This is a genomic window from Salegentibacter agarivorans (assembly GCF_900113135.1).
Classification (GTDB): domain Bacteria; phylum Bacteroidota; class Bacteroidia; order Flavobacteriales; family Flavobacteriaceae; genus Salegentibacter; species Salegentibacter agarivorans.
The window spans coordinates 149,335-165,133 of sequence record NZ_FOOH01000004.1; the positions used below are offsets into that span (position 1 = coordinate 149,335).

Genomic DNA, 15,799 nt, shown 5'->3' on the forward strand with positions numbered 1-15,799 from the left:
TTCCAAGTTAGAAAAATAACTTAAAAAACCTTGATCCGCGCGCTTCATTTAGTTCCACATGAAGTCCCTGATGTTCTCCTAAACTGAATTTTGAATAAACAACGCTAAACTTCCGCTCCTCTCCGACCGCTACCGCTTTAGGAACTTCTTCCTTGTAAACTGGTTCTAACCGAATTTTTTGAAATGAACTCCTTCTTGCTTTTTTGCCTTGTACCCTAAAAAGTGCTAAATCCCCAATCTCGAAACTGATCCTCGACCGGTTTTTTATTCGGTAAGTAATAAACACTTCATCCCGATGATGATGCACTGCTAAAACCTCTATGCGCATCCCTGCTTTTCGTTTTACGGCTAAGCGCTTTTTAGTCTTCGAAGCGAAATAAGCTGATAGTTTCTGATAATATGTTTCCTTTCTATCCCTGACTTCTATTATTTTTTTAGAAAACGGTTTTGAATCTGTAACAATTGAATCACTTAATCTGATCCTGTCTTCTCTCTTTATTTGAAAGGAATAATCGCTTAGACTATCACTGTATTTTAAGGTATATATATAAATATTTCCGCCAGATGTCCTTAAGATCAAATTACTCTGGTGCCCGGGGTTCCCCTGTAACAAACCCAAAATATCGGGTTTTGTTTTGTCATAGGTGAAAACAAAATGATCTGAACCCGTAACGGCCTGAACAATAGGTTCCGGGCTTATGACTACTGTATTTTGAAAGTCATTACAGTATATCATTTTCGATTGGGCTATGAGAAGCCCGGGTAGCATTGACAATAAATATAATAGTACTGGATTTTTCATAATGCCGGTTTTAAAATTAATTGATGTTGATGCAAAACTTTGACTTTAATATTACGGTTATCCCGCTGAAAAATGCTTTTCAATCCCCGTACCTGGGGAACCCCCGAAATATTGATATCCTGGATAACATCATCCAGTACCTCAGTGGTTACCTGACTCCTAAAGGAGTTTTCTATATAAATTCCTTCCAGGCCATCAGAAAAATCAAAGGCAACCAATTTCCCTCCCGGAATGGAATTTCCTGTTATTTCAAGTAATAAACGATTGGCTCTAAATCCAGCCCTGGCATAAATAAGGCTATTAGAAGCAAGGCTGTCTTTTCCAATCTTTATTGGGTCAATGATTCTAAGTTCTAAACGCTCGTCCTTTCGTATGACCTGGTCTCCGTTTACACTAACCCGAAAACTCTCAAGACTTTTCTCAAGGGGCTGGCTTACCTGGTCTTTTGAAACAAAAAAGAATTCCAGATGCCCCTGTCCGGGAATATGATCAGGTGGATTGGTTGATTTATTGACAAGGCTAATACCTGCTGTATCTTTTTCCTTTACGGAGGATACTACAGGTTCAAAATAATACTCCTCAGGCTCCGGACCACTTTTTAAAATACTATCCATTAACCTGTTTTTTTCCTCTTCCTCCAGATAAGGATCATATTCACCGGAGCTCTCTAAGTTCTTATCAGGATATAAACTTGGCGCAACCCGGTCACGCTCCTCGCGAAGTCCCTCCACAGCTTCCAGACGACTATGGTACTCCTCAGACTCCCCACTTAATTCAGGTATCCCGGGGTTGCTAATTTTCTCGTCTCCTACCTTCTCATTAGTCTCCATCCCCCAAAAGCCGTAAGCCACAATAATGCAGGTTAGTAATACCACTACCCCTATAAAAACTGCTTTTTTTCTATCAATGTTCATCAGGTTGTTTTATTAATTGGTTTTCAAAAAAATTGGTGATCAGCAGCCCGTGCGGATTATTTGGAAAACTACGGTCTACCCTTATCAGCTCTCCACTGGTAACTAATTGGTATTTTTCAGTGGAACTCCCCCGATTGATCTCGAACCAGGTCGTTACTTCGAATGAATAAGGTTCTTCCCCTAGGTTCACCGTAGATTCAATTTTAGTCACCCTTTGTACCAGGGAATACTGCAATAAACGATTGTAAACCCCATCCGCCTTTTTCTGACGATACACCTGGTCTACGGAACTGTTACCAAGCCATAAGGCTTTTGCGATGTTTTCTTTATAATTACTGGTATTGAGATCATAAAAATATCTGTGGAACTGATCTAAATGAGATTTGACCTCCACCGCTAACTGGTCTTTTTGACTTACCAGTTCCAGGGGAAGTACACCGCCCTCGGGGCTAATGGCAAAAGTCTTATTCAAAAAATTCTGCTGTACCTGACGAACCTGGTACAGGGAGATCATACTACTGCAAAAAGCCATCAGCAAAACGCTAAGTACTATAAAACGGTTAAGCCGCAGGACTTTGTAAATATGGGTATATGGTGTTTTCATAAGAATAGTATTTAAGTGGAAAATATTCGAAACGTGAAACTAATAGCCCTGTGGTAAAGCTTGAATTTTAATAATACGATAAAGGCTACCGAGCCTAATTGGATGACCGGGGCCAGAATGCTATCTTCCCCATTACTGCCTATTAGACCAGGCCAGAATACCGTATTGATAGCCCGGTAGAGTTGGTTGATAAAAATATTGACCAAAAAGAAAGCCGGTACGATCATATACACCGCCGCATAAAGTTTGAAAAAACGGTAACCCATCTCCCTAAATTTCTCAAAGACGGATAAACTGATCACCAGTGGAAAAAATACCTGCATCAGGCCCAGGATAAAAAAACGTTCCGCCAGAAATAATGGATAAATAAACAGGTCCATAATCCAGAGAAATAAGCCTAAAATAAAGGCGATCATTTTTAAGGCATAAAACGGGGTCACCAGGTATTCAAAAAGCAAGCTTAAAGCTTTGCTCCCGGCCTCAAGTAAACCGACATCCCGGTCTATCTCTATATCTTGCAATTGTAACGGGATAAGAGCTGGTGCTGTGTCCCTAAAATCAGATTCGATACCTACCAGAATACCATCAAATACAGCCAGGATCTGGTCGGAAAAAATAACCAACAGTACCACCATAAAATTTTTGATAAGCTCCGAAGGACTTAGTCCCCAGGTATATCCGTCCCTGGCCACAGCTCCTTCGTGGTATTTCTTTATAATATTTACCAGAAAAAGGAATACCGCAAGTGCCTTCATTCCCGTAATGGTATACTGAGAGAACTCAGCATCTTTAATGGTAGTAAATACCGCATTTACATATTCCAGACCCAGATCCATGATTCTTAATATTGAGCTTGTCGCCGGTTAATTTCCTCCTTGATACGCCTGAACTCAATAAGGATCTCATAACGTTGTTTTTTTAAACCGATCTCCCGGATAACCTCACGGGATCGCATCCGCTGGCTCTCCAGTACGTCCAAACGTTGTGCATCGTCCATATTCAGCATATCACTAGTGAGTAATTGCTGCATAAAATCCAGGTCCTCCAGGGCATTTTCCATAAGGCTGTTAAAAGACTCGCTAATACGGTCCACTTCCTCCGGGCTGATATATGGTGAGGAAATAATGGCTCTTAAGTCACTCCTAACGGTTTCGTATAAGCTTTGGTTATTTTCCACGATCTCTCGGACGGTCCTGAGTTGTTTGATCACTGCGTTTACCTTTTCTATCCGCTCTTTTTGTTCTTTTAAAAACCGGGCAGTTTTTAAAAGTTCCGAGGTCTGTTTAGCCGATTCGATAAGGGATTGCCCAAGGGCCAAAAAATTGGTATTATCATAGACCGGCATCCCCTGGGCCACAATGTGGCCTGATGAAAAAAAGGTAAAGCCCAGGGCTATAATCAAAATTTTAAATTTCTTTCTGTTCATGATTTTTCTGTTTTAGTGGTTAAAAATTCTAATATGGCTACTTCCATATTTTTTGTCCTTTCATAAATTTCTAGAATAGCCTGATTCTCTCTTCCATCGGTGAGGTAGGCAGCGTATACTTCCGGGGGCACCTCCAACCGGAAAATATTGGACTCTCTCCCAATCTTGATAAAGATCTCGGTATACTTGCGCTTGCCTTTTAAATCGTTACGGATGGAATGGAGCTGGTTCAAATCGTGGGCACTAAGGTTAAGCCTGCGAACAAGATCCTTATACCCTTTTTCATTATGAAGGCTATAAATAACCTGGGTATTTTCAAGAATACTGGCTGCCGTAGCATTTTCCGGAAGTTGATTTATCGACTGTAAGATAATTCCTATAGCCCCCTCCTGCTTGCGAATAGCCTGGTAATAGAATTCCACACTTTCCAAAACATTGTCGAACTTAAGTTGCTTGGCAAACTCGTCGAAAAGAATAATGCCTCGTTCTCCAGGGTTTTTCCAAATCGTACGCTGTACCGCCGATTTGATCAGTTTAAGCATCACCGAAAGAATTTCCCTATTGTCCCTTACCTCATCAAGTTCAAAGATGATCAGACGTTTGTCCTCCAATTTATAGGCCTGGTCTTCCCTGGACTCAAATAGGAAACCATACATCCCGCTGCCGACATATTCTGACATAATGTGTAGGAACTGAACAGCATCAAAGTAATCTTTACCAATGCCAAGGCTGGACTCAAAAGTTTCCTGGTTTGTAGCCACAAACCGGTAAAATCCTTCTAATGAATATGGGCCAGATTCCTGCTCATAATAAAAGCGAAGAATCTTTTTTATGGCCACTTGCGCCTCTTTGGCGACCTTGAGTCCCGAAGCATAGAGCTCCATCAAAAAACTACACAGGTCTTCAATCCGCTCCGGGCTCAGGTCATCTGGTTTTGCTATATAAAAAGGATTTATTCCTAAGTTCTTTCCATGCTCATAACGAAGGATGATATGATCCTTCGGGTAGAGTTTTGCGAATTTCGAATAGGATCCACCAAGGTCGATGATAACCAAACGCGTACCTCCTTCAAAAAACTGACGTAAAATATTATTGGCCAGAAAAGATTTTCCCTCTCCTGTAGGTGCGAAAATGGCAAAATTCCTGGCTTTGATTCGTTTTTTATCACTATCCCAGACATCCTTAAGTACCGGGGTATTGAATAAGCGCTCATTAAAAAGAACACCTTCCCGGTCACTGCGATACCCGGTATTATTGATCCATAAGCATAAAGCATGCCTTAGATCGGTCACGTAGAGATCCTCATTGGAAAATGCCGGACTATGTCCGAAATAACTATTTAAAAAATACTGGTATAATAAAGACCCGGCAGGTTCATAAGGTTTTATATCCAATTCCTTAAAACCACTTTTGATCCTGGAACTTATTTGACTTAGTTCTTTTTGATCTTTACCGGAAAATAAAATGTTTACCTGTCCCCTTACGATTCGGGACTGCTCGTCTTTACCAATAGTCTCGAGGGTTTCCTCGATTTGTGATAGAAAGATCATATTTTGAATACCAAAATTCACACTCTTTAAAAGCTCTTCACGTTTTTTATTTAAGATGGCGATCCAACGAGAACGCTCATCCAAAAACAACACCTGGTTGACAATATGATCTTCATATAATTCTAAACCAAAATCATCCAAAAATCCTTTATGAAAACTGATCTCATCTGAAGTAAAACGGGAATGTGGTTTGCTGGTTTGTACTCCTTCGCCAAAACAGGATTCGTGATTTATGGCTAGTATCCCAAGCCTTTGGTTACCTATGCGAAGCTCTCCGTCTTTTAATCTTATATCAGTGTCACTGCCTGAACAAAAGCCATTGAAATACTGGTTAGTAATGCTAATTGCCATTTCTTTTGAAATGGGCTTTAGGCTTATGTTGGCGGTATTATTCAAATAGCCAACAGAATCGCTTACAGCTGCCATAAATTGCCGGGTTTCAGTATTCATTTCACCAGGTAGCTTTTTTGGAACCTTTACAAATGGATTGGCCATCCGGGGACGCGAAAAAGATTTTTGAAATGGCCAGGTAAAAAATATATAGCTTTGATGCTCTAATAATGCTCTGCCCTGAAAATGCTTTTTGGTTGCTTTTGAGAGAAAGGTATTCCCCGCTATTCCCTTTGATTCGAATTCCTTTTTTAGATAGATATCCTGCTTATGGACAACACTGCCTACCGGAAGCGTTTTTAGCGCCTGAAACCAAGTGCTGTGCAATTTTTCATAAGCTTTTTCTGAAAGGGAAAAGATCTCGGGAAGCTCCAGCTCGTAACCCAAAGCAATATTTCCGTTGGCCAGAAAGATCAAGTGTTCCTGCTGGTCAATTATCGGGTAATAATCCTGTAAATTAATATTCATAATACCTGCTTAATCCTGTTTGTTTATTCGAAATAAGTGAAGGTAGCCTTGCGCTTACCTGAGTAAATGGAAAACTGTTTATCCGAAGTAAGGTGATATACAACCCGAAATTCCACACCAAAAGTCCTAACAGTAAAAGGAGCTTAAAAGCGAAAATGATCAGGAGCAGTGATGCGATCACAGAACCCATCTGGATCGCAAAGCTGCTAACAGCCAACCCAAAGATCACTGCATTCTTGCGGATATTCCGGTACACCGCGTAGCTTTTCATTAGACTACAATACCTATGAGGTAAGTAAAAATTCCAACTACCGCTCCTGCGATAAGTACAAAAACAAGTACCCTGGTAATGCCTTTTTTAAGGTCTGCATTTTCTCCAAAGAAATGCCCGGCATTAAATAGAAAACCTACCAGGAAAATAACACCCAGGATGATGGGGAACACCGCCCTGATGGTATCCGAAATATCCGCAACGGATTGTTCGATCCCTCCGATCTGTGCGAACATCGGGAGACTGAAAAGGGACAAAAAAAGGCTGGGGTAGAAAGCGTTTTTCATAAAAGATAAGTTTTAAGTTCATTGGAAAACTAAATCTTATCACTATTACAACAATTTGAAATACAACACTTTAACCTTCAATTTCCTGATTTTTATATTATTAAAAGTCAGCGTGTTGTAAAATTATTTATTTGTTACCGGGCGTTAACAAAAAGTCTGCCCACAGCAGAGGATGCATACCAGCCTGGGCCTTTTCGCTATTTATATCAGGATAACAATACCAGTTATGCGTTCTCCCTGACCAGATGCCCCTACGGTTAAGACCGCAGCTTAAAAGCTCAGCCGAAGGTGTGTTATTATATAAAAAGTATTGTGTTTCCCGGAGATTGATCCCTTTCTGATACGCACCCAGGCTGAAATAAGAGGAGGCCTTTCCGTAATCCCGGTCCGCCTTTAAACATCCGCTTTTTAGGATATTTCGGATTTCCTTTTTTGTCATCAGTTCGGAGAGGGATTCACAAAAAGATGGTCGGCCTAAACTCCCGCAACATATTAAAAGATCGTGGAACATCTCCAGTTGCTCTTCCCAGACCTTACTGATAAAGCCTAATTGATTCCTTCTTTTTTGATCAGCCTTCTCCCCTTTCCCAAGCCCTGAGAGATTGGTTTGAAGTATCCTAAAAAGCTGATCTTTTGGATCCCTTAGCCATAGTATTTGCAAGCCGGTATCAAAAAGCGGTTTCCCTTCTGAATCTTCCTTGTTGCAATAACTGCGGCATACCGAAAGACTGTAGCCTTTCCTTAATAATATTCCAAAACCTAAACCCTGGTTGGAATTCCCTTCAAAGTAGTAACAATCCCGGTAATTAAAATCAGCCAGGTACTTATCTCTAAAGCTGATCAGGCTGGCGCGATCCTCTACCTCCTGCAATAGAAGGACATCAGGGTTAATCTCGCTGATCACCCTTGCTTTATGGATGACCGATTCTCGTGGAATCATCTGGCTGGTCATTTTGATCCAGCTATGACCGGCCTTGAAATCTTTTTCCAAAGTGCGGGGAGAGGCAACTATTTTTCCGTGTAAAATACCTCCATGGTTTCTAAGCACCAGGTATTTTTGCGGGTGTTCCTTACTAAGTCCCATTAGAAAAGATAATTCTCTAAGCCTCCGATAATCCTCGTTAAGCCTTAAACCTTTCCTTAATATGGCCTCAAACTCATCCAGCCAGTCCATAAAATTTTTACTGTGCCCGGTTCCAAAAAGTGCCTCATCCCTGAAAAACAGGTTCTGGATATTATAACTTGCTATTCTCATAATTTATTTGCGTTTATCGGCCGAATTCTTATCAAAAGCGACCAGGTTAAATAATTTGCGCATACGGCTACGTACCCGGTTGCCATAGCGCTCCTCCAATTCCTCGGCATTGAGGTTGGTACTGGCGTGGGTCCTGACCTTATGGTTTAGGAAAAGTTCATACCTGGAGAGCAAAATTTCCCCTACCACATTACAATCCCGCCCATAATATCTTCCCATAGGTTCCACCCCCAGATCATCCATACACAGGTATCCGGCATTTCCATAGTCTTCAATGGTCTTATATCCCAAATGATTGAAAGAAAAAACAATATTGCGGCTGGGAATCACCTGGTAAGATTTTTGGTGCGGGACCAGGTGGCGAAGCAATTTTAGTACACTGGTCTTCCCGCATCCCACCGGACCGCTGAGAAGCAGACCTTTTCCGGGATCAATTTTAAACTTCTCACATTGTTCCACATCGGCGATGATATAATTACAGAGTTTAAAAAGCAACGCTTCATCTTCGGGATAAATTTTAAATTCCCTGAATAAAAGCTTCCCCTTGATCTCCAAATACTCCAACATTTTCTGGAAATCGTAACAGACTTTTTTGCCTTTAATTTTTCCGATATGATAGCTTACACCGCCTTCAATAATCTCACAAGGGTTGACCATAATCTTTATTTTTTGTGGTTTTTAGATGATCAGTTTCTTTACGCGTGCTATTTTTAAACTCCTCAGCTTTGAGCACCCAACTTTGAGCAAGGGATTTCCAATTTTGCACCGGAATATTTCCGCCAACCTTCCATCCATTGGCCTCGTAGTGATGATAAAATTTTAAGGCTTCTTGAACGGACCATTTTTGTTCTTTAAAAAAATGAACTACTTCCTCTGCGTGAGGCCTACCTCTGGTATGTTTTGTTTCTTTAGTAGGTTTACTATTGTTTGTTTCATATACCAGCGCTTGTTCATTACTGGTATCAGACTTAACCCCGACTTGTCCATCACTGGATTCAAACTCATTTATCAGTTGTTTATCACTAGTTTCCAGCTCATCCATTACTTGTTTACGACTACTCCAAAAAATGGACATCACAACCTGGCTGCCCTTTAAGGGATTTTTTGAAGGGAGGTACGTGATGTAATTCCATTTGCTGAGTTCCCGGATACAACGATGGTAAGTCGTTAAAGAACCAACCTTGGAGGCCTGCATAATCTCCTCTCGTTGTACGAAAAACTGTTTTCTAAACCGGAACAGGTTCCAATACTGAAAAAGTGCATAATAAATACTGATATGGGTTGCATTGAGCCGATCATCATCCTTAAATTTCTCGGTAACAACGGTAAGTAGCCGGATATAATTCATAGCTTCCAAAACTAGTTACTCACTTTTCCTTCCTCCAGTATCCTTGCGATTTTGTCAGCTTCATAAAATATAAGTCCCCCTAACTTACTATAGGGTAGGGTTCCATTCTCACGGAGGTTATGGAGCGTACCAGGACTGATTTTTAATAATTTAATGACCTCGCTGGATCTGAGGTACTTCTTAACCGGCGGACTGTCTTGTTGCTGCATTAGTTCCCTGATCTCGCTCAACAAATCTTTTTTAAATAGGGACAGGTCCTCGGTAGTGATAATACTTATTTCCATAGTAATTACGTTTTGTGTAAAACCCCCACCCTTCATTATTATTTTTTTAAAAGATGGGGGCTACTGGTTTGACTTTCGTAATCACAAATTTGAAAGGATCTTCAGGTTTTATTTCACAATGACAGACGTAGTTACGAGAAAATTTAACATTTTAAATTAAAAGCGCTTTTTGCGATTATTTCGGCTGTTTTATATAGATAAAATCCATGTGAAAACGCTTTTTTAAGTCGCTATAGTAGTGGTAAGATTAAACGTAATGACTATCGTAATTACGATAAAAATTAACATTAGATGGTAGGATACTTTACAGACTTTTTTCTGGTTTTAATTCCAAAGAATATTTTAAACTCAAAAAAAATACCCCGATTAGCTTAGGTCAAGTAATCAGGGGAAGGTTGTATGGTATTTCTATGGATAGATTCCAGGCAATTAGTATTTACTCTCCATCGTCTTCACGCATTCTGTTTTCCAATTTCAGAATAAGTTGATGAAGGTATTTTGCTTTCTCCTTGCGCGATTTAAGCTCATAATAGGTTTTGTATTTGTTGTCCAGGCTTATATTGAAAATATCCTGGAAAGCAGAAATAATAGTACTGATATCGGCCGTGCCGTTATTTAAAACCCCATCAGCGTGTAAAGCATAGATGATTTCCACTAAAGATGCTTTAGATCCCGTCCATTTAAGCAACTTTGGCTTACGCTCCAGAAAAAGTGCCTTATTTCCGGGTTGCAGCTTATGCAGTTTCTCTCTTATGTAATGTATAAACTTATACATTGCCTGGATCATAGCCCAAAGCATATCGTGCGAGGTCGAGAATTCGGGGTACTGGTAGTAATTTATGGTCGGCGCAAAAGGAAAATCATCCAGTTTATTACGCGTAAAAAACTCAGGATCCATATATCTGCGCGATTGCTCCATATAATTCGCAAAGTCTTTATTCTTAGAGAAAAACTTATTGATTTTTTTAGCCTCCTTTTCCAAAAACCGGATCTTTGGTTGTGTACCTAGCTTGGGAATACTCAACTCACAAGTCCTGACTTCCGTAAAATAAATCAGGTAACTCATCGGTATGGGTTTGATATTTCTAAAAAAATTGATCTCTTCCGCAAGATCCTCAAAATCTTCCTTTTCTACCATTCGCTGTAGTTCAGAGAGGGTACGATTGGAGAGGCGGATTCCCAATTCCGCTTTTTTAAGAGTATCCTCCTGCGAATTGATAATCCGTTCTACCTCATCCGTAAAAATTGACATTGCCTTCTCGAACATCAGTTTCGTATTTAAGGATAACAAATAATGCCGTTGTTGTGCTATTTTCAATATGTATTTTTAAATGGTAGGATCTTAAAAAACAAAATATACACAGGGGCTGGGGTAACTATTCTTTTCTTAACCAATCTAAAGCTTCCAGACTAAAGTTATCGTCTGCCTGGATATAGGCTATTTTAGGAGTTAAAGAGGCTCCTAATTTCTTTTTTTCAAAACTGGCGCTAAAGCCAAAATTAATTTTTTCGAATTTTAAAATTCCGGCCGTTTTGATTGTCTGGTATAAAAGCTGGCGATAGATATTAAATTCTTCATTATACTTATAATCCATCCCTACAAGAGAGGGTATAAAAGTATTCCCGGATCGCGTAACGAACATCACGCCTACGACCTTTTCCGATGCGTTGGTTCTGTTTGGTCTGAGATATAATACTAAAAAATCCCACTTCGGACTTTTAGCCATTTCCGAAAATAGCTTTTTAGGAAATTTAAAGGTATTAATTCCTAAATTGTGACTCCAAACCTCTTCAAATAACTCATAATATTTGTCAATTTCTTCGGAAGTGGGTAAGCATACGATCCTGGTTTTAAAATAATTTTCAAATGCTTTGACATCCTTTCTGAAATGCTTCCTGGAGCGTTTGCTGAGTGTGGATATATATTGTTCTTCATTACTCCAGTGGATACTGGAAATTTCACAGGAGTCAGGCATATCAATGGCTATGAAACCCTGCTCGTAAAAAAAGCTGTTTAAGTCATTATTTTTATTGAAATCCCTTAGAATTATAAGCTTGGCCTTTACCTGCTGTTTTATTTCTTCGAGTTGTTCCAGAAATAAACGCATCGTATTCACTAGCTGGGAATGGCCCATATCAACGTATAAATGATCCCCTTCAGAGAATACCGATCCCATCGACAGCACGATATCCGTCATATAATAAGGATCCTGCTTCCTTACATCCTCAATAGCCTTCGATGTAGCTGCATTGGAAAGCATATCATTTTTTAATAAGGCGCTAGTCATATGGGCTGCTAGAATAATTTTATCCCTGTTGTCTTTGATCAGTATATAATGAAAATTCCAGTTATGTTCCGGCAAATTGTTATTGCTGAATACATGCTCCAAAAAGCTAAGACCATCCCAATCAAAAGTACCTTTCCCCAAGAAACACTTGTTCCAGGATTTCTTATCTAATTCTTTAATGGATTTGGTATATGTTAAGTGGAGGTTGGTATTGGTTTTTTCTGCAAATTTCTCATTCGGTAAGCCTGGATTCGGCATTCCGAAAGCCTTATAGATACTGGGTAGGTCCGTATGAGTTTGCTCGAGGGCTTTTGAAAAATGATAATCCATTGCATCAACCAGGGCTTTTATATCCCCTAATTCATTATGCCTGGAAATAGTGATTCGGACACCGGTGTTTTTAACTGGAACGGCAGGGAACAGGCCAAGGTTTACAAAGAAACCCGCATTCATCATTTTATTTACAAAATTATAACCCGTAGCCGGAAGACCAGTACCAATGTAAAATACAGGAGAGGAATTTCTATGTATCAAAGGTAAATCCGATGACTCCAGTAATTGGTTAAAGTATCTTATTTTACCCTCCAAATCCGCCTGCAATTCATATATTTCAGGGGATAAATGAATATCTGCGGAAGCAGTTGCCGCTGCTACCGAAGCCGGTTCTAACTGAGCTGAAAATGTTAGGGGTCCTCCGAAATTTTTAATTTTTTTATGCAGTTTTTCATCGGGACAAACAAGCACCGCTCCACTGGCACCGAAAGTTTTACTCAAGGTTCCGAATAAAAGAATATTCTGGGGAAGTTCCCTAAGCTCCGACATTACATAACCGGAGCCGTGCTTACCTTTCCAGCTCATCCCATGGACATCGTCTATATATAGGTGGAGTTGAGGATATTTTCTTGCCAGTGCCATAAGGTCATTTAAAGGCGCATAGTCTCCATACATGGAGTAAACTCCATCTGCCATATACCAAATCTTATCTGCTTTATTACTATATTCCTTGATATAATGTTCCAACATATCCATATTACTATGCCTGATCATTCTAACCGGAATTCCACGAGATTTTAAAATTTCAGTAGCGCTTTGGACACTCCAGTGCACCTGATGATCCAAAATCACCGCATCATTGTCTCTCACAGCTGTAGGAATCACAGCTAAATGGCCAAGTGTACTATTTTTTGTGATGAGTATAGGGTGCTGGTACATTTGGAAAAGTTTTTCTTCCAGCGGCGCATAGAGTGGATGCGAAATATAAGTTTTCGATAAAGGAAATTGAGTTCCATATTGCCGGATGGCATCGATAGCAGCCGCTTTTAAACGCTCATCCTGCTCGAGTCCAAGGTAACCGGTAGTACCGAAATGGTAAGAAGATTTTCCGTTAATTGTAATTTTACGACCGTTCAATTTTCTTCCTTCTGCGTGGAGATGAACTACTCCGGCTTCCTTAGCGTTTGTGATAACCTCATCAACAGTATCAAGAAAATTATTATGCTTAATTTTTGCCATTGCCCCAAAGTATTTATTATGAATACCTTAAGCTAATGAAACTTTTTTAAGACCCGGAAATTTATTCTTTGAAAACTGAAAAAATGCCACTTAGAGTAAAATAAAAGTCAGGAGAGTCAAATAACAGCGTATATTTTGATTCAAACTGCCTCAAAATGATCTGTTGGATCAATAAATTTTCATTTTTATCAAATGTAATTTACTAAATTACAGTATTCTATAGTAACAATTATTATTTTGATTAAAAGGGCACAAAATAATTTTGCAGAGGTTTGGATAGAAAATGATATCCTCTACTTTGTTTATGCCCCATTGGAAAACCTTAGCTTGGATATTGCCAAAAATCTTTTAAAACTTCGCCTGTCCATTCAAAATAATAAAGAGTATCCCATTTTATGCGATTTGCGAAAGGTAATCCAGGCAGATAAAGAAGCTATGGATTACTTAGCAAAAGAGGGATCGGTACAAGCCACAGCTGTAGCTCTTCTAGTTCAATATCCCCATACTAAATCTACCGCCCAGTTTTACCTCTCCACAAGCATTCCAAAAGTTGACACTGAGGTTTTTGAAGACAAGTTAAAAGCCCTGGCGTTTTTATCCCATTATCCTGTAAAAAACTAATTATGTACTATCCTAATGACAAACTCTTCGACCAGATCACCCATCTAATTACCGCACTGGCTAATGATGAATATGACAAGCGTATCAAGGTAAATAAATTACGAAGCAAGTTATCAACGATTGGTGTCTTATTAAATATGCTTGCAGGGGTATTAAAACTAAAAGTACCATCTAAGATACCGGAATATGATCTCAGCTATCTGAACCATATAATTCTTATGGTAGAAGAAAATTATCAAATTAAGGATTACAATACTGGATCTAACGGCCTTTTTGATAAAAACCAGTTACACAATCTGGAAAGTATACTCGATGAAGAATCTCTGAATAAAGTTCAGGGAATTATAAATTCAACCTCCTTTGACCAATCTGTCAAATTAAATTATAGGTTAAACGACGATCTTTTTTTAACCATGGATTCCAGGATCACCAAATTTGAAAATAATAATTCAGATGTTTTTATTTTATCTGCGGTTAAGACAATCTCCAAGAATGAATGGACTAAGGAGAAGTTGCTCAAAAAGGCACAGCATCCGAAAAGACAATTTGACATCTCAAAGAATAAAAAGATTATCGACAGGCTTTATCATTACCTTATGGATAATCTTGACTCTCCATTAAAACCTATTCCAGAAATCGCGAGAGACCTAGAAACTAATTCTACCGTCCTAATTAGAGGATTTAAGGCTATACATGGAAAGACAATTGCTAGTTTTCATAGGGAAAAAAGGCTGGAGAAAGCACGGGATCTCGTTTTGGATACTGATACTAAACTTTCAAACATAGCGACCCTATGTGGTTTTGGAAGCCTTTCACATTTTTCAAGGGCATTCAAAAAACATTTTGGCGTAAATCCTTCGGATTCGCGATGATTGATGTGCATGTTAAAACTTTCCCCTAAAAAAATCAAATTAAAATGCTGAATTTTAAGGTATTAAACAAAACAAAATGTTTTTCACCTATCACCAAAAATATCGGCTTTCAGAAATCATCAGGTTCTTCCTGGCTATATTGTTCATATATACAGGTTCCACGAAGTTGTTTGATTATAACAGTTTCTATGATAACCTATACAACAACCCATTAATTAACAGCAGGTTATTATCCAACTTTCTCAGTATAGGAGTTCCTATCCTGGAACTTATTGTCGGCTCACTCCTACTATACCCTAAAAAGAAATTATTAGGGATGAATGCAGCTATAGGATTGTTAAGTCTGTTTACCATATATATTCTTGGAATATTATTTTTAAGCCCCTATACCCCTTGTTCCTGTGGAGGAATCATCTCCCTTCTATCCTGGCACCAGCATCTATATTTCAACCTGGGCTGCATAGCAATTGGATTACTTGGCCTATACCTGATGAAAAATAACAAGCTGAAAAACAAGGCAGAGATAACAGATAAAATATAAAAAAATTTTGTTGCAACAATTGTAGGGTGCACCGGCACCTGAATTAAAAAACGGGAATTTTATTATTAATCTTTAAATTTTAATATCATGAAAAGTAAAGTTTTTTTACCGTTAATTGCGGTTATATGTGCCATAGGAATGGCATTTGCAACCGCGGACACCAACTATTCTGCTGCCATCGGTTTTATTGAAACCGATGAGGGGTGGGAGCAAGTGAATGTAGATTGTGAAGAAGGGGTAAATACCTGTAAGGCCTATTATAGTTCCGATCCAAACACAGTCTATACTGTTTATCCTACAGATAACAACCAAATGGAACCGCTATCAAGTGCGTCCCTTATTCCTGTTGAGATATCAGAATAGTAT

At 39.1% G+C, this 15,799-nt stretch carries 17 protein-coding genes; 4 read left to right on the top strand and 13 right to left on the bottom strand.

The genetic code is table 11. From position 1 onward, the window contains the following. Window positions 1-7: 7 nt before the first annotated feature. The 13 genes from BM084_RS04790 to BM084_RS04855 form a co-directional block, all read right to left on the bottom strand. Window positions 8-802: a DUF4138 domain-containing protein gene (locus tag BM084_RS04790; protein WP_093303227.1), complete on the bottom strand. Its 795-nt coding sequence runs from the start codon at window positions 800-802 to the stop codon at window positions 8-10. Continuing rightward, window positions 799-1,716, bottom strand: a complete 918-nt coding sequence (gene traM, locus BM084_RS04795; protein ID WP_093303231.1) for a conjugative transposon protein TraM — start codon at window positions 1,714-1,716, stop codon at window positions 799-801. Before traM ends, BM084_RS04790 begins: the two co-directional genes overlap by 4 nt. After that, on the bottom strand, window positions 1,706-2,320 hold the full coding sequence (locus BM084_RS04800; RefSeq protein ID WP_093303233.1) for a conjugal transfer protein TraK: 615 nt from the start codon (window positions 2,318-2,320) through the stop codon (window positions 1,706-1,708). The genes traM and BM084_RS04800 overlap by 11 nt, the downstream gene beginning before the upstream one ends. Window positions 2,321-2,331: 11 nt before the next feature. Further along, on the bottom strand, window positions 2,332-3,156 hold the full coding sequence (locus BM084_RS04805; protein WP_093303236.1) for a hypothetical protein: 825 nt from the start codon (window positions 3,154-3,156) through the stop codon (window positions 2,332-2,334). Between the two features lie 5 nt (window positions 3,157-3,161). Beyond that, complete coding sequence (locus BM084_RS04810; RefSeq protein ID WP_245764334.1) at window positions 3,162-3,746, bottom strand: conjugal transfer protein; 585 nt, start codon at window positions 3,744-3,746, stop codon at window positions 3,162-3,164. Beyond that, complete coding sequence (locus BM084_RS04815) at window positions 3,743-6,154, bottom strand: TraG family conjugative transposon ATPase (RefSeq protein ID WP_093303238.1); 2,412 nt, start codon at window positions 6,152-6,154, stop codon at window positions 3,743-3,745. Before BM084_RS04815 ends, BM084_RS04810 begins: the two co-directional genes overlap by 4 nt. 270 nt (window positions 6,155-6,424) lie before the next feature. Beyond that, a complete protein-coding gene (locus BM084_RS04825; RefSeq protein ID WP_079712052.1) occupies window positions 6,425-6,712 on the bottom strand; it encodes a hypothetical protein in 288 nt (95 codons plus the stop codon). Between the two features lie 127 nt (window positions 6,713-6,839). After that, entirely contained in the window at window positions 6,840-7,967 is a 1,128-nt protein-coding gene (locus tag BM084_RS04830; protein ID WP_093303244.1) for an endonuclease/exonuclease/phosphatase family protein, read from the bottom strand. A gap of 3 nt (window positions 7,968-7,970) precedes the next feature. After that, on the bottom strand, window positions 7,971-8,624 hold the full coding sequence (locus BM084_RS04835; RefSeq protein ID WP_093303247.1) for a P-loop NTPase family protein: 654 nt from the start codon (window positions 8,622-8,624) through the stop codon (window positions 7,971-7,973). After that, on the bottom strand, window positions 8,608-9,315 hold the full coding sequence (locus BM084_RS04840; protein WP_093303250.1) for a hypothetical protein: 708 nt from the start codon (window positions 9,313-9,315) through the stop codon (window positions 8,608-8,610). The genes BM084_RS04835 and BM084_RS04840 overlap by 17 nt, the downstream gene beginning before the upstream one ends. 11 nt (window positions 9,316-9,326) lie before the next feature. Beyond that, window positions 9,327-9,635: a helix-turn-helix domain-containing protein gene (locus tag BM084_RS04845; protein WP_394333640.1), complete on the bottom strand. Its 309-nt coding sequence runs from the start codon at window positions 9,633-9,635 to the stop codon at window positions 9,327-9,329. Window positions 9,636-10,035: 400 nt separating this feature from the next. Beyond that, window positions 10,036-10,866 (bottom strand): RteC domain-containing protein, encoded by an 831-nt coding sequence (locus tag BM084_RS04850; protein ID WP_093303252.1) that lies wholly within the window; start codon window positions 10,864-10,866, stop codon window positions 10,036-10,038. A gap of 109 nt (window positions 10,867-10,975) precedes the next feature. Further along, window positions 10,976-13,399: a bifunctional aminotransferase class I/II-fold pyridoxal phosphate-dependent enzyme/GNAT family N-acetyltransferase gene (locus BM084_RS04855; RefSeq protein ID WP_093303255.1), complete on the bottom strand. Its 2,424-nt coding sequence runs from the start codon at window positions 13,397-13,399 to the stop codon at window positions 10,976-10,978. Between the two features lie 237 nt (window positions 13,400-13,636). Between BM084_RS04855 and BM084_RS04860 the strand changes: the two genes are divergently transcribed. From BM084_RS04860 to BM084_RS04870, 4 genes are all read left to right on the top strand, one after another. Then, complete coding sequence (locus BM084_RS04860; protein WP_093303257.1) at window positions 13,637-14,020, top strand: DUF7793 family protein; 384 nt, start codon at window positions 13,637-13,639, stop codon at window positions 14,018-14,020. Between the two features lie 2 nt (window positions 14,021-14,022). Beyond that, on the top strand, window positions 14,023-14,892 hold the full coding sequence (locus BM084_RS04865) for a helix-turn-helix domain-containing protein (RefSeq protein ID WP_093303260.1): 870 nt from the start codon (window positions 14,023-14,025) through the stop codon (window positions 14,890-14,892). Window positions 14,893-14,968: 76 nt separating this feature from the next. Then, complete coding sequence (locus BM084_RS19010; protein ID WP_143083621.1) at window positions 14,969-15,433, top strand: MauE/DoxX family redox-associated membrane protein; 465 nt, start codon at window positions 14,969-14,971, stop codon at window positions 15,431-15,433. Window positions 15,434-15,520: 87 nt separating this feature from the next. Further along, window positions 15,521-15,796 (top strand): DUF6520 family protein, encoded by a 276-nt coding sequence (locus BM084_RS04870; RefSeq protein WP_093303262.1) that lies wholly within the window; start codon window positions 15,521-15,523, stop codon window positions 15,794-15,796. Window positions 15,797-15,799: the final 3 nt, after the last annotated feature.